General features: G+C 68.7%; 13 protein-coding genes. 7 read left to right on the top strand and 6 right to left on the bottom strand.

What is annotated here, in order from left to right; translation table 11 throughout:
- Window positions 1-180: 180 nt before the first annotated feature.
- The 3 genes from QP609_RS00410 to QP609_RS00400 all read left to right on the top strand — a co-directional run bounded on the left by QP609_RS00410 (window position 181) and on the right by QP609_RS00400 (window position 4,082).
- Window positions 181-2,670, top strand: coding sequence for a DEAD/DEAH box helicase (locus QP609_RS00410; RefSeq protein WP_014645468.1), 2,490 nt, complete (start codon window positions 181-183; stop codon window positions 2,668-2,670).
- Window positions 2,667-3,689 (top strand): ribonuclease H-like domain-containing protein, encoded by a 1,023-nt coding sequence (locus tag QP609_RS00405; RefSeq protein WP_197621683.1) that lies wholly within the window; start codon window positions 2,667-2,669, stop codon window positions 3,687-3,689. Before QP609_RS00410 ends, QP609_RS00405 begins: the two co-directional genes overlap by 4 nt.
- Window positions 3,690-3,767: 78 nt before the next feature.
- On the top strand, window positions 3,768-4,082 hold the full coding sequence (locus QP609_RS00400) for an I78 family peptidase inhibitor (protein WP_014645466.1): 315 nt from the start codon (window positions 3,768-3,770) through the stop codon (window positions 4,080-4,082).
- Window positions 4,083-4,148: 66 nt separating this feature from the next.
- Here QP609_RS00400 and QP609_RS00395 read toward each other — a convergent pair whose 3' ends face one another.
- Both QP609_RS00395 and QP609_RS00390 read right to left on the bottom strand, forming a co-directional pair.
- Window positions 4,149-6,149, bottom strand: a complete 2,001-nt coding sequence (locus QP609_RS00395) for a M56 family metallopeptidase (protein WP_164077876.1) — start codon at window positions 6,147-6,149, stop codon at window positions 4,149-4,151.
- 3 nt (window positions 6,150-6,152) lie between these two features.
- Complete coding sequence (locus tag QP609_RS00390) at window positions 6,153-6,539, bottom strand: BlaI/MecI/CopY family transcriptional regulator (RefSeq protein ID WP_014645465.1); 387 nt, start codon at window positions 6,537-6,539, stop codon at window positions 6,153-6,155.
- A 191-nt stretch (window positions 6,540-6,730) separates the two neighbouring features.
- Here QP609_RS00390 and QP609_RS00385 point away from each other — a divergent pair, with 191 nt between their 5' ends.
- Complete coding sequence (locus QP609_RS00385; RefSeq protein WP_164077882.1) at window positions 6,731-7,852, top strand: serine hydrolase domain-containing protein; 1,122 nt, start codon at window positions 6,731-6,733, stop codon at window positions 7,850-7,852.
- Here the strand turns inward: QP609_RS00385 and QP609_RS00380 are convergent.
- From QP609_RS00380 to QP609_RS00370, 3 genes are all read right to left on the bottom strand, one after another.
- Window positions 7,787-8,599, bottom strand: coding sequence for a hypothetical protein (locus QP609_RS00380; RefSeq protein WP_075075917.1), 813 nt, complete (start codon window positions 8,597-8,599; stop codon window positions 7,787-7,789). The two genes, QP609_RS00385 and QP609_RS00380, sit on opposite strands and share 66 nt — an antisense overlap.
- 3 nt (window positions 8,600-8,602) lie before the next feature.
- Window positions 8,603-10,018, bottom strand: a complete 1,416-nt coding sequence (locus tag QP609_RS00375) for an XVIPCD domain-containing protein (protein WP_197621081.1) — start codon at window positions 10,016-10,018, stop codon at window positions 8,603-8,605.
- A gap of 116 nt (window positions 10,019-10,134) precedes the next feature.
- Window positions 10,135-11,241, bottom strand: a complete 1,107-nt coding sequence (locus QP609_RS00370; protein ID WP_014645462.1) for an SDR family oxidoreductase — start codon at window positions 11,239-11,241, stop codon at window positions 10,135-10,137.
- 218 nt (window positions 11,242-11,459) lie between these two features.
- On the opposite strand from QP609_RS00370, the gene QP609_RS00365 reads away from it, so the two are divergent.
- Window positions 11,460-11,768 (top strand): hypothetical protein, encoded by a 309-nt coding sequence (locus tag QP609_RS00365; RefSeq protein ID WP_014645461.1) that lies wholly within the window; start codon window positions 11,460-11,462, stop codon window positions 11,766-11,768.
- Here the strand turns inward: QP609_RS00365 and QP609_RS00360 are convergent.
- A complete protein-coding gene (locus tag QP609_RS00360; RefSeq protein WP_014645460.1) occupies window positions 11,756-12,814 on the bottom strand; it encodes a DNA topoisomerase IB in 1,059 nt (352 codons plus the stop codon). The two genes, QP609_RS00365 and QP609_RS00360, sit on opposite strands and share 13 nt — an antisense overlap.
- 111 nt (window positions 12,815-12,925) lie before the next feature.
- Between QP609_RS00360 and QP609_RS00355 the strand changes: the two genes are divergently transcribed.
- A complete protein-coding gene (locus QP609_RS00355; RefSeq protein ID WP_014035471.1) occupies window positions 12,926-13,315 on the top strand; it encodes an I78 family peptidase inhibitor in 390 nt (129 codons plus the stop codon).
- 174 nt (window positions 13,316-13,489) lie between these two features.
- Window positions 13,490-17,944, top strand: coding sequence for a glutamate synthase large subunit (gltB, locus tag QP609_RS00350; RefSeq protein ID WP_197621082.1), 4,455 nt, complete (start codon window positions 13,490-13,492; stop codon window positions 17,942-17,944).
- Window positions 17,945-17,990 lie beyond the last annotated feature (46 nt).

The raw sequence follows: 17,990 nt of genomic DNA, 5'->3' as shown, positions 1-17,990 counted from the left end.
TACGGATGCCGGCTTCAGATTTCGTTGCTGCACTGGCAGCTGTTCAGCCAGGGGAGATGCGGCGGCGCCACGGGAAGCGAGCACTGAACGGTTCACGCCCTCCGTGTGCGATGTCTCACATCCTGAGACGTGGATGTGGTGCCATGTGACCCCTCGCAATCCGTCCCGGCTCCACTTTCCATGGCTTACGAACTCGCCAAGCGCACCGCCGATGCCGAGCAGAAGCTCGCCACCCGCGATGGCCTGCCCGCCCGTGACGGCGCCCTGCTCAGCGCGCGCCTGCAGCGCCGCTACCAGGACCGCATCACCGGCAGCTTTGCCATTCCCGGCCGCGAGGGCCGCTACGCCCCCATTCCCGATGCGGTACCGCCGGCCCTGGCCGCGGCCCTGAAGGCACGCGGCATCGAGCAGCTCTACAGCCACCAGGCCGAGGCCTGGGAGGCCAGCCAGCGTGGTGAGCACGTGGCCATCGTCACCCCCACCGCCAGCGGCAAGTCGCTGTGCTACACCCTGCCCGTGGTCAGCGCGGCGATGCAGGACAAGGCCAAGGCGCTGTACCTGTTCCCGACCAAGGCGCTGGCACAGGACCAGGTGGCCGAGCTGCTGGAACTCAACCGTGCCGGCGATCTGGGCGTCAAGGCCTTCACCTTCGATGGCGATACCCCGGGTGATGCGCGCCAGGCGATCCGCCTGCATGGCGACATCGTGGTGTCCAACCCGGACATGCTGCACCAGGCGATCCTGCCGCATCACACCAAGTGGGCGCAGTTCTTCGAGAACCTGCGCTACATCGTCATCGACGAAGTACACACCTACCGCGGCGTGTTCGGCAGCCACGTCACCAACGTGCTGCGCCGGCTCAAGCGCATCTGCGCGTTCTACGGCGTGCAACCGCAGTTCATCCTGTGCTCGGCCACCATCGGCAATCCGCAGGCGCATGCCGAGGCGTTGATCGAGGCACCGGTCACCGCGATCACCGAATCCGGTGCGCCCAGCGGACCGAAACAGGTACTGCTGTGGAACCCGCCGGTGATCAATCCGGACCTGGGCCTGCGCGCCTCGGCACGCTCGCAGAGCAACCGCATCGCGCGCATCGCGATCAAGTCCGGGCTGAAGACCCTGGTGTTCGCGCAGACCCGGTTGATGGTCGAAGTGCTGACCAAGTACCTGAAGGACATCTTCGACCACGACCCGCGCAAGCCGCCGCGCATCCGCGCCTACCGTGGCGGCTACCTGCCCACCGAGCGCCGCGAGACCGAGCGTGCGATGCGCGCCGGCAACATCGACGGCATCGTCAGCACGTCGGCGCTGGAACTGGGCGTGGATATCGGCAGCCTGGACGTGGTCATTCTCAACGGCTATCCCGGCAGCGTGGCCGCCACCTGGCAGCGCTTCGGCCGCGCCGGTCGCCGCCAGCAGCCGGCGCTGGGGGTGATGGTGGCCAGCTCGCAGCCGCTGGACCAGTACGTGGTGCGGCATCCGGACTTCTTCGCCGAGGCCTCGCCCGAACATGCACGCATTGCACCTGACCAGCCGCTGATCCTGTTCGACCACATCCGCTGCGCAGCCTTCGAACTGCCGTTCCGGGTTGGCGATGGCTTCGGCCCGATCGATCCGGAAGTGTTCCTGGAAGCGCTGGCCGAAACCGAAGTCATCCACCGCGAAGGCGAGCGCTGGGAATGGATCGCCGACAGCTATCCGGCCAACGCGGTGAGCCTGCGCGCGGTGGCCGACGGCAACTTCGTGGTGGTCGACCGCAGCGACGGCCGCCAGCAGATCATCGCCGAGGTCGATTATTCCGCCGCCGCACTCACCCTGTACGAAGGCGCCATCCACATGGTGCAGTCCACGCCCTACCAGGTGGAGACGCTGGACTGGGACGGCCGCAAGGCCTATGTCACCCGCACGCATGTGGATTACTACACCGACAGCATCGACTTCACCAAGCTCAAGGTGCTGGACCGTTTCGACGGTGGCGTGGCCGGCCGTGGCGATTCGCACCATGGCGAAGTGCACGTGGTGCGTCGCGTGGCCGGCTACAAGAAGATCCGCTATTACACCCACGAGAACATCGGCTATGGGCCGGTGAACCTGCCCGACCAGGAACTGCACACCACTGCGGTGTGGTGGCAGCTGCCGCAGGCGCTGCTGCTGCGCGCGTTCGCCAGCAAGCAGGATGCGCTGGATGGCTTCCTTGGCGCCGCGTATGCCCTGCACATCGTCGCCACCGTGGCGGTGATGGCCGATGCGCGCGATCTGCAGAAGTCAGTCGGCAACGGCGATGGTGCCTGGTTCGCGATCGCCGACCAGAGCGGCCGTGGCCAGCTGCGCGGCAGCGAAGGCGACCCTGGCGCGGTGGAGCTGCTGCAGGAGTTCGTGCCGACCGTTTATCTGTACGACAACTTTCCTGGCGGCGTTGGCCTGAGCGAGCCGCTGTGGCAGCGCCAGGCCGAGCTGGTGCAGCGCGCGCGCGAACTGGTGCAGCGTTGCGACTGCAAGGCCGGTTGCCCGGCCTGTGTCGGCCCGGTGCTGGCTGCACAGGAGGAAGATGAAACCTCGCCGCGCGCGCTGGCGCTGCGCGTGCTCGACCTGTTCGACGCAGAAGCCTGCCAGCACGTGCGCGACGTGGTGGTGACCACGCGCGAGCCGATGGAGCTGCTGGCACCGTGAGCCTGAGCCTGGAAAAGCTGCGCCTGCTGCGGAAGCAGGCCGGCGACCCGAAAGCAGTCACGCCGGTGGCACCCGAGCCGCCCCCCCCGGCGCCGGCCCCGGTAGCCGCCAACGATGCACAGCAGCCACCGGCAGAGCGCTCGGTGTTCGCCTGGGTCGAACAGGAAATCCGCCACAAGCCGACCGGCGCTGCCGCGCCTGTGACGGCCGCCGCACCGTTGCGTCGACCGGAAGTGGGCAGCCTGCACCGCCTGCTCGGCCTGCGCTCGCGTGGTGGAGCCGCACCGGCACGCGCCAGTGCCCAGGATCGCCAGCTCCCCGGCGAGGAAATCGCGCCGGGACTGTTCCTGATCGAGTCGCTGCAGCCGCAATCGATTCCCGCGGAACCGCTTTCCCTGGCTTTCGCCAGGCGCGAGCACGAGCACGTCGCCGCGCGCGACCTGCTGTTCTTCGATACCGAGACCACCGGCCTGGCCGGCGGCACTGGCACCCGCGCCTTCATGATCGGCGCCGCCGACTGGCACGTGTGTCCGCAGCGTGGCGAAGGCCTGCGCATCCGCCAGTTGCTGATGTCGACGATGGCCGCCGAGGACGCGATGCTGGCCACCTTCGCCCGCTGGCTGCAGCCGTCCACCGTGTTCTGCAGCTACAACGGGCGCAGCTACGATGCGCCGCTGCTGAAGACGCGCTACCGGCTGGCCCGCCAGCGTTGCCCGATCAGCGCGCTGGATCACGTCGACCTGCTCTACCCGACCCGCCGCCGCTATCGCGGCACGTGGGAGAACTGCAAGCTGTCCACCATTGAGCGCCAGCTGCTGCGCGTGGTGCGCGAGGATGACCTGCCTGGCTCCGAAGCCCCGGGCGCATGGCTGCGTTTCCTGCGCGGCGGCGATGCGGTGAACCTGCGTCGGGTGGCCGACCACAACCATCAGGACGTGGTCACCCTGGCCCTGCTGCTGCAGCGACTGGTGCGCGAGGAGCAGCGCGAGCGCGAAACACTGGCGCTGGTCGGGCAGTAATGGCCAAGGGCCGCGTTGACATGCCCTGACGGTGGCAGCGGTGACACTGCCGCCACCATCCACGCCTGGAGCCCGACGATGCGCCTCAATCCGCTTGCCCTGCTCGCCATCCTGCCGCTGGCCGCCTGCAGCCACGCCGGCAGCAGCACCACCCACGATGCCGCACCGGCACCGGTGGCCGATGCCGCCCACGAATGCAGGCCGGAAGCGCTGGAAGCCTTCACCGGCAAGACCGCCGACGAGGCCACCATCAAGAAACTGGTCGCCGACAGCGGTGCCCGCAACGCGCGCGTGGTCAAGCCGGGCATGGCGGTAACCATGGACTTCCGCCAGGACCGCGTGACGGTGCAGGTGGACGGTCAGAACCGGATCGAGCGCGCCAGCTGCGGTTGATCAACCCAGTGGGTGCCGGCCACTGGCCGGCACCCCACATTGCCGGCCAGCGGCCGGCACTACCAGTCAGAGTCGCTCGGCCTTGCCGCTGGCCAGTGCGCGCGCGATCACCTGCTGCGCCTGCCGCGACGCCTGCTCATGCACGCGTGCCTGACGCTCACCCAACGCAGCCTGCCGGCTGCCCAGCGCCGCCTGGCGGCTGGCCAGTTCAGACTGCTGGCTGGCCAGGCGCTGCATGCCGCGGGTGTGGGTGGCCCGCGCGGTTTCGTTGTCCACTTCCTGCATCGCACGACGTGCCTCTGCAGCAGCCTCACGTGCAGCCTCACGTGCAATGGCCGCATCGTTGGTCGCGCCCCGCGCCGCCTTCGCCGCTTCTGCCGCCGCTTCGCGGTTGATGTCATGCGCGGCCACCGCGCTGCGCGCAGCCTCGGCAGCGGCCAGTGCCATGCGGCGCGCCTCCTCGCCCTGCAGGCGGCCCATCTCGCCCATCTGCCTGCCGAGTTCGCCCTGCTGGCGACCCAGCGCACTCTGTTGGCGGCCCAGTTCGCTCTGCTGGCGGCCCAGATCCGCCGCGCCGCTGTAGGCACGCTGCAGGCTCTGGATCATCATCGGGTCTCGCACCACGTAGCGCTTGTCGCCCTTGCGGAACCACAGCGCCGGGCCCTTGCCGAGCTGTCTGCGGGCCACCGTCACGTCGTCCATGCCGCCGTTGGCGAAGGTCGAATCGCCATCTACCAGCACGAAGGCCTCCGGCGGCGATTTGCCCAGGTCCAGGCGGCCGTAGGTGGTGATGGAAGTGGTGCGGGAGGTCGTGTGTTCACTGTGCATGCCGGTATCGACATCGACATCCGCATCCACGTCGACCGCCACATCCGCATCGTCCGGACCTGACAACGCCTCGACATCAGCCGGCTCGGCGGGCGGCGCGGGCGCCACCGGCACGGCCGGAACGCGCGCGGACGAAGGCGGTGCGGGCGGCGCTTTCGGAGCCTTCGGCGGCGGCGGCGGCACGACCTTCGGCGCCGCAGGAGGCGCGGGCGGTGCCGGCGGCACCGGCGCTGCGACCAGCCGCATCGGCGCCACGCCCACCACCAGCACCATCGCAGTCAACGCCATCGCCAGGATGCGCGGGCAGGACCGGCGCGACTGCAGCGAGAGCAGGCGGCGCTTGAGGCTGGTGGTATCCGGTGCGGCACTGGCCACGCCCAGATGCGGCTGCGGTGCCACGCCCAGCTGCAGCAGCAGACGGCCATAGGCCTGGCGGCTGGCACCGTGCTGGCCAACCACCGCTGCATCCACCGCTTCCTCGCGCGCCTGTGCATATTCACGCACCGACAGGCGCAGCAGCGGGTGGAAGAAGAACAGGTGCTGGGCCAGTGCAGGCAGCAGGCCCCATTGCAGGTCACGCCGCTGCAGGTGCTGCAGTTCGTGGGTCAGGGCCAGGTCCAGCGCGTCGCCCTGCAGGGCGTTGTCGCCCGCCGGCAGCAGCAGCACCGGGCGGAACGGCCCGACCAGCTGCGGTGCGTCCACCTGCGTGCTCATCCACAACCGCGGCGCAGGACGCACGCCGTGCGCATCGGAGGCCAGCTGCAGGGCCTGCACCAGCGCCTCGTCCTCGCAGGGATAGGCCGCTGCCAGCAGCGCGCGGCAGCGACGCCACTCACCGAAGGTACGCAGGGCCATCAGCAGCACGCCGGACATCCACAGCGTGGCCAGTGCGACGGCCCACCATGCCACCGCCGGCACATCCGCGGCGGGCATCGGCATTGCGGCCAACAGCTGTGCCGAGGCCTCCGGGGCCAGCGGGTAGACCATGTCGGCGGCCACATCGGTCGCGCTCATCGCCACCGCCTGCGGCGCCGGCAGCCAGGCCAGCTGCAACGGCTGGCTCCAGAACAGGCCGAGCACAGCCTGCAGCGAGACCAGCCACCACAGGCGGCAGCGGGTCGCCGCCGACAGCGACGGCAGCGCGCGGCATACGCCATACACCAGGGCCACCAGCAGCACGGTCTGCAGGCTGGTCCAGCCCAGCCGTTCCAACATCGGGATCAGCATCGTGGTGTCCATGGCTCAGCCCTCGTGGCGGCGCGATTGGAGTTGGGCAACCAGCGCTTCCAGTTCGGCCAGCTCGTTGTCGCTGACCTGCTGGCGCTGCGACAGGTAGGCCACGAACGGCGACACCGAGCCCTGCAGGGTGTTGTCGACGAACTGCGCCACCGCGCCCTGCAGCACGCTCTGCGGGCCACGCGTGGCCTGGTAGCGGTAGACACCGTCCTGCTGCTGGCGCTGAAGATACCCCTTCGCCCGCAGTCGCTCCATCATCGTCAGCACGGTGGAGCGGGCCAGCCCACGGGCCTCCCCGTAGCCACTGGCGACCTCGCCGACCGTGGCCGGCGCATGTTCATCGATGTACTGCAGCAGGGCCAGCTCCTGGTCCCCGATCGTCTTGCCACGCATGACACCACTCCCTTGACTACACGTGTCGCCACTGTCTGCGTGACGACAACTGTAGTCAACCCCCCGGAAGTCATGGGCCGACGAACGGTAGGCACCACCGAGCGCCTAAACCTTTGACCCGCCCGCTGCATCCGATCTGCAACGCCCCGCTGGAATTCCACATGTCCCGCCCAATGCTCCGTGCCCTGCTCATGCTCATCAGTGCACTGCCCTTCGCCGCCGTTGCTTCCAGCCAGGACCACGCCAACGACCAGACCCGCCGCCTGATCCGCCAGATCATGCTGGAGCAGCGCATCCCCGGCTTGCAGGTCGCGGTGGTCAAGGACGGGCAGATCGTGCTGTCCGAGGCCTACGGTCTGGCCAATGTCGAGAACGGTGTGCGTGCCTCGCGCGACACCCGCTTCCCGCTCAACTCGGCCACCAAGGCATTCACCGGCGTGGCGGCTGCGCAGCTGGCGCAGGAGGGACGACTGGATCTGGACGCGCCGGCCTCGCGTTACCTGGATGATCTTCCGCCAGCGTGGAGAGACGTGCGCGTACACCAGTTGCTGGCGCATGCCTCAGGCCTTCCGGACATCCTTGATGCGAACGGACTGCTGGGCGGTGGCTCCGAAGCACAGGCGTGGACGGCGGTGACAGCGCGGCCGCTGGAAGCGGCGCCCGGGCAGCGCTTCGCCTACAACCAGACCAACTATGTCCTGCTGGCACGGATCATCGCGCAGCAATCCGGTATGTCCTACGAACGTTTCCTGGCCACACGCCAGTTCAGCAGCGCGCGCATGGCCCGCACCACCTTCGGCGACAGCTACGACCTGATTCCGGATGCGGCGACGATGTACAGCCTGGCCCCGCGTGCCACCGATGCTGTGGATGCACCGTCCCGCCTGTCGCACTGGTTCTACGACATACCGCCTTCGCTCTGGGCCGGTGGCGGCATCCTCACCACCGCCGACGACACCGCGCGCTGGCTCGTCGCACTGACCGAAGGCCGTTTGCTGCCGGAGACGGCACTGCGGCGGATGTGGAGCGCAGAGCGCCTCGCTGATGGCCGCGCCGGCCCGTGGGCGGGTGGCTGGGCGGTACTGCGCGCATCGCCCGACCTTCAGGTGGCCGGTATCGGCGGTGCGCGCTCGGCCTTTGTGGTCTATCCCGAGCGCGGCGTGGCGGTCGTGTTGCTGACCAATCTTGTCGGTGCCAATCCGCAGCAGTTCATTCCGCGCATTGCCGACTTCTATGTGCGCGATGCCTCAACGCCCCGTCACGAACGGGTCGGCCTTGCACGGCAGCAACGGGCTGTCATCGCAGGGCCATAGCGCGGCGGGAACGGCCCTGGCCACTTCGAAGTGATCCTGGTTCCAGTGCAGGAAACCGCCGTGGATGGCATTGCCATGGTCGAAGCTGCGTGCATCGGCGGCCAGTGGCTGTTCGGGGTCGGCTTCGGCCACCCAGCGCAGCACTGGCACTTTGTCCAGCACGCCGATGAAGGCGAACAGATCGCCCGCGCCCTTTTCCTGGTAGGCCGTCATGGTCGCCGCATCGGGCAATCCGGCCTGCGCCAGGATGGATGCGGTGACATCCTGCAGCGGTGCGGCTCCCTGTGCGATGTAGGCGCGCATGCCCGTGGTGGTTGCCGGGCAGCCCTGCAGCTGCACCAGATAGCCGGTGGTACCGCCACTGCCGGAGAACGACCGCATCCAATAGCGGAAACGCGGCCCGCTGCGATCAGTAACCATCAAATCCTGCTGGCCATCCTGCGCGGGAATGGAGAGCACCTGCACCTTGCTGGCGCTCTCCACGTTGCACTTCAACTGCGCCAGCACCTGCCTGGCAGGTTCGGGCAGCGTAGCGTAGCGGCCGCCGGGATGGCCGCTGCCGGAAGCCTTCGGCAATGCGGGCAGTCCGCGATCCGTGGGAAGGGTCTGCGCAGGCAGGGCCTCCGGTTTCGCGGCCGAGCTGGCAGTGGGCGCCACCGGCGCGACGCGCTCTCCAGCGGGCGCGCAGGCACTGCAGGCCAGCAGCAGCATCAATGGAACGCTCGGCGTCAGCTGCGATCGGATCATCGATCAACGCCCTCCCATCACCGGCGCGTCCTGCTGCTGTGCCGGCGCGGACGCAGGTGCAGCCTGTTCGCGCGATTGCTGCTGCAGCTGGCGCAGGCTGGATTCCACCGCGGTCTCGCGCACCTCGGCCGCATTGACCCCTGCGCGCAGCGCCGCAGGATCGCCCGGGCTGCCCTGCACCAGGAACAGTGTCTCGCCAGCCGCACGGCCGGCGCTGGGATTGCTGGCCACGATCTGGTCGACCCGGGTGATGCCCGCGGCCTTCGCTTCGCGCAGCATCACCAGGCTGTAGTCCTCGGCATGCTCGGCGTAGCGTCCGCCCAGGGCCTGCAGGCGCGTACTGATCTGCTGCTGCAGGGCATGATCGCGATGCTGCGGCTGACGGGGGTCATCGTTGGCCGCGAGCGGCACGTCCTGCCCAAATTCGCGCGTCTGGCCGGGTGCAGCCGAGGTCAGCACGTACTGCCAGCGGTTCTGCCCAGGCGTGCCGCGCACCGTCGACACGAAGTCGTCATACTCGCCGCCACCGATGGTCTGGCAACCGGCCGAATCGGTGTTGGAACGGCTGCCACGATGGATCTTGAAGGTGTCGTTGAGGTCCTGCACGCCCTGGGTATCACGCGCATCGAACCAGCCATCGCCATTGCTGTCGCGCTCCACCCGTCCGGCGCCCGCAGTGATCGCGTCCTGCGAAGGACGCAGCGCGAACTCATCGGGATGGCCATTGCGCGGATGGGTGGTCGCGCGCATCTCGATGGTGCCCTCGCCCAGGCGCCCCAGATCCTTGACCCGGTCGCCGTTGACGTCCTCACCCTCGGTCTTGGCACGCGGCGCCACATTGCCAAAGCCCGGGCTGCGCGGCGCGGTCTTGGCATGGCCGTCGTACTGGGCGGTCGGCTCGGTCGTGGCCTGGTTGAACTCGCGCACATGGCCGCGGCCCTGCGCATCCTTCCACAGCACCACGATGCGGTCATCGTAGACCCCACGTCCGCGCGCCTCGGTCGTGCGGTTCTCATCGCGCAACCCCAGCACCACGCGGTCCTGGGTTGCCATTGCATCGTTCGCTGCGATGTTGCCGCGCTGGGCCACGATGCTGCCATAAACGTCGTACTGCTGGGCCTGGCTCAATCCCGCTGTCTCGGCAGCATCGGGCATCCGCGGCGGGCGCGTCGCCTCGCCCAAGCGATCCAGCATCGGATTCACCGTAGCTGCATCCGCTGCGGCCACGCCCCCGTTCCGGCGCAAGCCCTCAAGCTCGGCGGCCGCACGCGCCGAGATATAGCGATCCAGCGATTCCTGCACCACTGCGCTCTGGCCGTCGTGCAGGGCCTGGAGGCGGGTGGCGGCAGCACGCGCATCGTTCCGCCGCAGCAGGGCGACGACCTCGTTGGCTGCGGCATTGATATCCATTTCGGGCATGGTCGGTCCTTGAACATGGTCGGTACAGGATCAGCCTACCCCAATCGCACGGTGTGGGGCCTTTGACAGGCCGCACACCTTCGCTGCCGCCGGATCCAGGCGGGAACCGACACGACTCAGCCGCGCGGTCCACCCATCACCGGCAGGATCGCCCCACTGATGTAGCTTGCACAGACCGGCGAGGCCAGGAACACATACGCCGGTGACAGCTCTTCAGGCTGGGCAGGCCGGCCCATGTCGCTGTCCTTCCCGAACTCGGCGACATCCCCGGCCTGCTTGTCGGCCGGGTTCAGCGGCGTCCATACCGGCCCCGGCGCCACGCAGTTGACCCGGATGCCGCGCGGCAGCAGCTGGCTGGCCAGGGCCTTGGTGAACGCATGGATCGCGCCCTTGGTGGCCGAGTAATCGATCAGCGCCTTGCTGCCGAAGAGTCCGGTTTCCGAGCCGGTGTTGATGATGCTGGCGCCCTCGCCCAGATGCGGCAGTACCGCACGCGCCATCTGGATGTAGCCGCCGATGTTGGTCTGCAGCGTCTCCTGCAGGTGCGCGTCTTCCAGATCCTCCAGCCGCTCGCAGTGCAGCTGGAACGCGGCGTTGTTGACCAGGATGTCGATGCCACCGAAGGCCTTGGCCACCTGCTTGACCGCCTTGTTGCAGAAGCGCGGGTCGCGCACGTCACCGGCGATCACCACACAGCGGCCACCTTCGCGCTCCACGTGCTGGCGGGTGATGTCGGCATCTTCGGCCTCGTCCAGGTGCAGGACCGCCACATCGGCGCCTTCGCGTGCGAACAGCACGGCCACAGCACGGCCGATGCCGGAATCACCGCCAGTGACGATCGCGCGCATGCCCTGCAGCTTGCCGCTGCCGGTGTAGTCCGGCGCGAGGAAGCGCGGTGCCAGCTCCAGTTCGTGTTCGTGCCCCGGCTTTGCCAGCTGCTGGGCCGGCATGGCCTCCGGCTGGCGGCGTGCGCCGGCCTGGGTCGCGGTCTTTTTCGTGGCCTTCTTGGCCGCGCGGGCGTCCTTGGCCTTTTCCTGGTCCTGCAGGCGCCGCTGCCGGGCGGCAACGCGGGCGGCGCGGGGATCACCAGCCGCGGCCTTGCGGGTTGCGGTCTTCACCACCCGCGGGCGAGCGGGGTCGGCAGCGGTCTGGGTCGCGGTGCTGCCTTTGCGCACCTTGGGTGAGGCTTTGCGGCGTGCGGGGGTCTTTCGGGTGGTGGCCATGCAGGTCTCCTCGGGGGGGGAATGGGATCGCCGGCCAGCGGCCGGCACTACCGGGCGCATGCGCCGCAGTACCGGGGGCGGCATCCGCCGCGACTGCAGTGTCTCCACCCAGGCTGTTGGCGGGGGTGAGCGCACCGTATCCACGATGTGCACGGTGTTCATTCCGCCACCACGTGCGCCGTCGCACGCTGCACGCAACCACACCAAGGAACCCTTCCATGAAGCATGCCATCGCCACCGCCGCCGTCTGTCTCGCCCTCGCCGCCTGCAGCAGCACGCCGGTGGCCCAGGTGCAGCCGATCGACGGCGTGATTTCCGGCCAGTGCCACAGCGACAGGGTGCGTGGTGCGCTCGGCTTGGCCGCCTCCGCCGCAACCGTCGAGCGCGCGCGCGTGGACAGCGACAGCCTGCACGTGCAGGTGCTGCGCCATGACGGCCCGCGCGTGCCGCCGGCACACGAAGGCGGTGACCGCCTGACCATCGAGAAGGGCCGCACCAACAACATCACCGCGATCTATTGCGGCTGACGTCTGCGGCTGAGCCGGCGCGCCCTGCGCAGCACGCGCAGGGTGGCCTGTTCCCACTGGCGCGGCCCACGCAGGCCGGCCAGTTCCGCCAGTTCGCCGCGCTCCCAGCCGGCGAACACGCAGGGGTCGATGTAGGCCTTGCGGCACACCGCAGGGGTATTGCCCAACTGGGTCGCCACCTTGCACACCACCTCACGCTGTACCTTGGCCAGCGCACGCTGGCTGGCCGGTTCGGGCAACTCGGTGGCCGCGAACGCTTGCACCGCGGCCAGGGTGCCGCCCCAGGTGCGGAAATCCTTGGCGGTGAATTCCTCGCCCATCACCTCGCGCAGGTAATCGTTGACCGCACCGGAGTCGACCGGCTGGATGGCACCGTCGTCGTCGCGATACTGGAACAACGCCTGGCCCGGCAACTGCTGCACGCCGCGCACCAGCGTGCCCAGCCGGCGGTCACCTACCGTCACTTCGTGCAGCTGCCCGGATTTGCCGCGGAAGCGCATCCGTACGCGCCCGCCGCGCAGCAGGTCGAGGTGCCGGTTGCGCAGCGTGGTCAGGCCAAAGGATCTGTTTTCCTTGGCATAGGACTCATTGCCTACCCGCACCAGGGTGTCGGCCAGCAGCGCGACCACGACCGCCAGCACCTTTTCGCGGGGGAAGCCGCTGTGCTTGAGATCGCGGCTGAGCCGGCGCCGCAGCGCGGGCAGTGCTTCACCAAAGGCGATCACCCGGTCGAACTTGCCGGCGTCGCGCACTGCGGCCCAATCGGCGTGGTAGCGATACTGCTTGCGCCCGCGGGCATCGCGGCCGGTGGCCTGCAGATGGCCATTGGCGTGGGCGCAGATCCATACGGCGGTATAGGCCGGTGGGATCGCCAGCGCGCGGATGCGCTGCAGGGTGGCGGCATCGCGCACCGCATGGCCATCGGCATCGCGGTAGCTGAAGCCCTTGCCGGCGCGGCGCCGGCTGATGCCCGGCTGGGTGTCGTCGACATAGCGCAGGCCCGCAGCGCGCGCGGCCTGTCGTTCGGGGGTAGAGGGGGTCGGCATGCGCGCAGTGTCGCTGCCGCGCTGCCGCGATCCTGTCGATAACACAAGACAAACACGTGAGGATCGGTTCGCCGCTATGCTCGGGCTTTCACAATCCCTTCCGGAGTCATGATGTCGTTCCCGATTCGCGCCCGTTCGCTCTCCGCCCTGCTGCTGCCGGCCGTGCTGGCCCTGACCGCCTGCCAGGCACCGGCGCTGGATGAACAGGATTCGGCCACGGCCCATGCCCAGCAGGCTGCCGAAGCCGCCAAGGCACCCGCCGACGAAGCCGGCAAGGCCACCGAGGCACCGCCGGTCGGCACCTGCGATGCCAGCCAGGTGCAGAGCCTGGTCGGCCAGGCCTACGCCGACGCGCTGGGCAAGCAGGCGCAGGAAGATGCCGGTGCCCACCAGCTGCGCGTCATGAAGCCCAACGACGTGGCCACGATGGAATTCCTCGGCGACCGCCTGAACATCGAAGTGGACGACAAGGGCCTGGTCAGCGGCGTGCGCTGCGGCTGAGGGCGACCCCGCGCCGGCACGGGGTTGCCGGCGCGTTCTGTTGCACCTGCAACCGTGTATTGCGGCGCTGCAGCAACCTGTGATCTAGTCGAGGCATCCGGTGGCCTCACGATGCGCTCCAGGGAATGAGCGGGGACGAGTGTCGCCGCCAACCCTATACGCATCGAGGTAGAGATGGCCCCCCGCAACCGCCAAGGGCTTTACGACCCGCGCTCCGAGCGCGATGCCTGTGGATTTGGCATGGTCGCCCAGCTCGACGATCAACCTTCGCGCCTGTTGGTTGATACCGCCATCGCCGCGCTTTCGCGCATGACCCACCGTGGCGGCGTCGCCGCCGATGGCCTGACCGGCGATGGCTGTGGCCTGCTGCTGCGCCGCCCCGATGCATTCCTGAAACTGCTGGCCAGCGAAGCCGGCATCACCACCGCCGCGCGCTTCGCTGCCGGCCTGGTGTTCCTGCCGCACGACAGCGAGGCCGCCGACGCCTGCCGTACCCAGCTGCAGGCGCAGGTGGAAGCGGTCGGCTGCAAGGTCGCCGGCTGGCGCGAGGTACCCACCGATGACAGCGTCTGCGGCCAGCTGGCGCGCGATACCCTGCCGCGCATCGAACAGGTGTTCGTCGATGCCGGTGTCGGCCAGGACGATGCCGGCTTCGCGCTGGCGCTGTTCCTGGCCCGTCGCCGCAGCGAGCAGCAGCTGCGCGATCACGCTGATTTCTACGTCACCACCCTCACCCCCGATGCGATCAGCTACAAGGGCATGGTGCTGCCGGACAAGCTCAGCCGCTTCTATCCCGACCTGCAGCGGCGCGAACTGGCCTCCAGCGCGATCGTGTTCCACCAGCGCTTCTCGACCAACACGCTGCCGCGCTGGCCGCTTGCCCACCCGTTCCGGATGCTCGCCCACAATGGCGAGATCAACACCATCGAAGGCAACCGCCGCTGGGCCCAGGCGCGCAGCAAGGTGTGGAAGACGCCGCGCTTCGACATCGCCGAATTCGACCCGGTGATCTCCATGCACGGCTCGGACTCGCAGAGCCTGGACAACATGCTGGAACTGATGGTCGCCGGTGGCATGGAGCTGATCCAGGCGCTGCGCATCCTGGTGCCGCCGGCCACCCAGTCGCTGGAGTTCAAGGACCCGGACCTGGCCGCGTTCTACGAGTTCCACGGCCTGAACAGCGAGCCGTGGGATGGCCCGGCCGGCATCGTTGCCTGCGACAGCCGCTACGCCGTCTGCACCCTCGACCGCAACGGCCTGCGCCCGGCACGCTGGATGCTGACCGCCGACCGCCACTTCCTGGTTGCCTCTGAAGCGGGCGTGTGGGAAGTGCCCACCGAGCGGGTGGTGCGCAAGGGCAAGCTCGGCCCCGGCGAAATGATCGCGATCGACCTCAAGCGCGGCGACCTGCTCGACTCCGATGCGGTCGACCGCATCAACCGCGGCCGCGCGCCCTACAAGCAGTGGCTGCAGCAGGGCGTGACCTACCTGCAGACCGAACTGATCGACCCGTCGCTGGTGGAAGAGCCGTTCGACGAAGCCACCCTGCGCAGCTACCACAAGCTGTACCAGCTCAGCAGCGAGGAAGTGGAGCAGGTGCTGCGGCCGCTGGCCGAGACCGAGCAGGAAGCCACCGGCTCGATGGGCGACGACACGCCGATGGCGGTGCTGAGCCAGCGCAGCCGCCCGCTGTACGACTATTTCCGCCAGGCCTTCGCGCAGGTCACCAACCCGCCGATCGATCCGCTGCGCGAAGACTGCGCGATGTCCCTGTCCACCCAGCTCGGCAAGGAGACCAACATCTTCCATGCCGGTCCGGAGACGGTGAACCACGTCATCCTCAATTCGCCGGTGCTCAGCCAGCGCAAGCTGCGCCAGCTGCTGAAGATGGACCAGTACGCGCAGGCCAACCGTCTGCTCGACCTGTCCTACAGCGAAGACGAGGGCCTGCGTGCCGGCATCGAGCGCATCTGCGCCGAGGCCGAACAGGCCGCGCGCGAAGGCATGGTGATGCTGCTGCTGTCCGACCGCTACCCGGTGGCCGGGCGGCCGATGGTGCATGCCCTGCTCGCCACCAGCGCCATCCACCACCACCTCTCGCGGCTGGGCCTGCGCTGCGACGTGAATCTCATCGTCGAGACCGGCACCGCGCGCGACCCGCACCACATGGCCTGCCTGCTCGGCTTCGGCGCCACGGCGGTGTATCCGTACCTGGCCTACCAGACCCTGTTCGACCTGGGCCGCCGCGGCATCCTCAAGCTCAGCAAGGGCGGTGAGCAGTCGCAGATCGGCCGCCGCTACCGCAAGGGCGTCTGCAAGGGGCTGTCGAAGATCATCTCGAAGATGGGCATCTGTACCGTGGCCAGCTACCGCGGCGCGCAGCTGTTCGAGATCATCGGCCTGGAACCGGAGGTCGTCGATCTGTGCTTCCCGGATACCGCTTCGCGCATCGGTGGCGCGGGTTTCGCGCGCCTGGATGCCGACGCGCGCGAGCTGTGCGCGCAGGCGTGGGACGCGCAGCAGGACGTGGATGTCGGCGGCCTGCTGAAGTACGTGCACGGCGGCGAGTACCACATGTACAACCCGGACGTGGTCACCACCCTGCAGCGCGCGGCGCGCAGCGGCGATCCGCGTGCCTGGCAGCAGTACTGCGATGCGGTGCATGCGCGCCCGCCCTCGGCACTGCGTGACCTGCTGGAACTGGTCCCTGCCGCCACGCCCGCACCGCTCGATGAAGTGGCCCCGGCCAGCGAACTGTTCCCGCGCTTCGATACCGCGGCGATCAGCCTCGGCGCCCTGTCACCGGAAGCGCATGAAGCGCTGGCGATTGCGATGAATCGCCTGGGTGGCCGCAGCAATTCCGGCGAAGGCGGTGAAGACCCCGCACGCTATGGCACCGCCAGGCGCAGCAAGATCAAGCAGGTGGCCTCCGGGCGCTTCGGCGTGACCGCCGAGTACCTGGTCAATGCCGAGGTGCTGCAGATCAAGGTCGCGCAGGGTGCCAAGCCCGGCGAGGGTGGCCAGCTGCCCGGGCACAAGGTCAACGAACTGATCGCGCGGCTGCGCTATGCGCGCCCGGGCATCGGCCTGATTTCGCCGCCGCCGCATCACGACATCTATTCGATCGAGGACCTGGCGCAGCTGATCTACGACCTCAAGCAGGTCAACCCGACCGCGCTGGTGTCGGTGAAGCTGGTCAGCCATGCCGGCGTCGGAACGATTGCGGCGGGCGTGGTCAAGGCCGGTGCGGATCTGATCACCATCTCCGGCCATGATGGCGGCACCGGTGCCTCGCCGGTCAGCTCGATCCGCTATGCCGGCGTGCCGTGGGAGCTGGGCGTGGCCGAGGCGCACCAGGCGCTGCTCGCCAACGACCTTCGCGGCCGTACCCTGCTGCAGACCGATGGCGGCCTGAAGACCGGGCTGGACGTGGTCAAGGCCGCATTGCTGGGCGCCGACAGCTTCGGCTTCGGCACCGCGCCGATGATCGTGCTGGGCTGCAAGTACCTGCGCATCTGCCACCTCAACAACTGTGCCACCGGCGTGGCCACCCAGGACGAGCGCCTGCGCGAGAACCACTTCACCGGGCAGCCCGAGCGCGTGGAGAACTTCTTCCGGCTGCTGGCCGAGGAAGTGCGTGGCTGGCTGTCCTACCTGGGCGCGCGTTCGCTGGAAGAGATCGTCGGCCGTACCGACCTGCTGCGCCAGATCGAATCCGCGCCGCGCGACGGCGTGCGCGTGGACCTGTCGCGCCTGCTGGCCGACAGCCGCTACGAGGGCAGCCACTGCGCCGCGCAGCGCCTGTACGAATCGCCGGACAGCCTGGCCACGCAGATGGATGGCCTGCTGGCGCCGTCGATCCAGCACAAGCGCGGCGGCGAGCATCGCTTCCTGATCCACAACACCGACCGCAGCATCGGTACCCGCCTGGCGGGTGCGGTGGCACGCGCGCACGGCAACCAGGGCATGGCCGAGGCACCACTGGAACTGCGCTTCCGTGGCAGCGCCGGGCAGAGCTTCGGCGCCTTCAATGTCGGTGGCCTGCACCTGGAAGTGGAAGGCGAAGCCAACGATTACGTCGGCAAGGGCATGGCTGGCGGCCGGCTGGTGGTGCGGCCGCCGCGTGGCGCGCGCTTCGAGGCACGCAGCACCGCCATCATCGGCAACACCTGCCTGTACGGTGCCACCGGCGGTGAGCTGTTCGCTGCCGGCCGCGCCGGCGAGCGCTTCGCGGTGCGCAATTCCGGCGCACTGGCCGTGGTCGAAGGTGCCGGTGACCACTGCTGCGAGTACATGACCGATGGCGTGGTGCTGGTGCTGGGCAAGGTCGGGCTGAACTTCGGCGCCGGCTTCACCGGCGGCCTGGCCTACGTACTGGACGTGGACCGTGATTTCGTCGACCGCTACAACCACGAGCTGATCGACATCCATCGCGTGTCCGCCGAAGGCTTCGAGAACTACCGCCAGCACCTGCACCGCCTGATCGGCCGCCATCGCGAGCTGACCGGCAGCATCTGGGCACAACAGATCCTGGACGAGTTCCGCGATTACATCGGCAAGTTCTGGCTGGTCAAACCCAAGGCCGCCAGCATCGAGTCGCTGACCGAAACCCTGCGACGCGCCGCGTGATGTTTTCCGGTAGTGCCGGCCGCTGGCCGGCAACGTTCCCCCCCGC

The organism is Stenotrophomonas sp. 8(2023) (assembly GCF_030345295.1).
Classification (GTDB): Bacteria; Pseudomonadota; Gammaproteobacteria; order Xanthomonadales; family Xanthomonadaceae; genus Stenotrophomonas; species Stenotrophomonas muris.
This window is presented reverse-complemented; position numbering and strand designations above follow the sequence as displayed.

Bases quoted from the DNA above. Each gene is read 5' to 3' on its own strand.
- QP609_RS00410 (WP_014645468.1), top strand. From the start codon at position 181: ATGGCTTACGAACTCGCCAAGCGCACCGCCGATGCCGAGCAGAAGCTC.
- QP609_RS00400 (WP_014645466.1), top strand. From the start codon at position 3,768: ATGCGCCTCAATCCGCTTGCCCTGCTCGCCATCCTGCCGCTGGCCGCC.
- QP609_RS00395 (WP_164077876.1), bottom strand. From the start codon at position 6,149: ATGGACACCACGATGCTGATCCCGATGTTGGAACGGCTGGGCTGGACC.
- QP609_RS00390 (WP_014645465.1), bottom strand. From the start codon at position 6,539: ATGCGTGGCAAGACGATCGGGGACCAGGAGCTGGCCCTGCTGCAGTAC.
- QP609_RS00385 (WP_164077882.1), top strand. From the start codon at position 6,731: ATGCTCATCAGTGCACTGCCCTTCGCCGCCGTTGCTTCCAGCCAGGAC.
- QP609_RS00380 (WP_075075917.1), bottom strand. From the start codon at position 8,599: ATGATCCGATCGCAGCTGACGCCGAGCGTTCCATTGATGCTGCTGCTG.
- QP609_RS00375 (WP_197621081.1), bottom strand. From the start codon at position 10,018: ATGCCCGAAATGGATATCAATGCCGCAGCCAACGAGGTCGTCGCCCTG.
- QP609_RS00370 (WP_014645462.1), bottom strand. From the start codon at position 11,241: ATGGCCACCACCCGAAAGACCCCCGCACGCCGCAAAGCCTCACCCAAG.
- QP609_RS00365 (WP_014645461.1), top strand. From the start codon at position 11,460: ATGAAGCATGCCATCGCCACCGCCGCCGTCTGTCTCGCCCTCGCCGCC.
- QP609_RS00360 (WP_014645460.1), bottom strand. From the start codon at position 12,814: ATGCCGACCCCCTCTACCCCCGAACGACAGGCCGCGCGCGCTGCGGGC.
- QP609_RS00355 (WP_014035471.1), top strand. From the start codon at position 12,926: ATGTCGTTCCCGATTCGCGCCCGTTCGCTCTCCGCCCTGCTGCTGCCG.
- gltB (WP_197621082.1), top strand. From the start codon at position 13,490: ATGGCCCCCCGCAACCGCCAAGGGCTTTACGACCCGCGCTCCGAGCGC.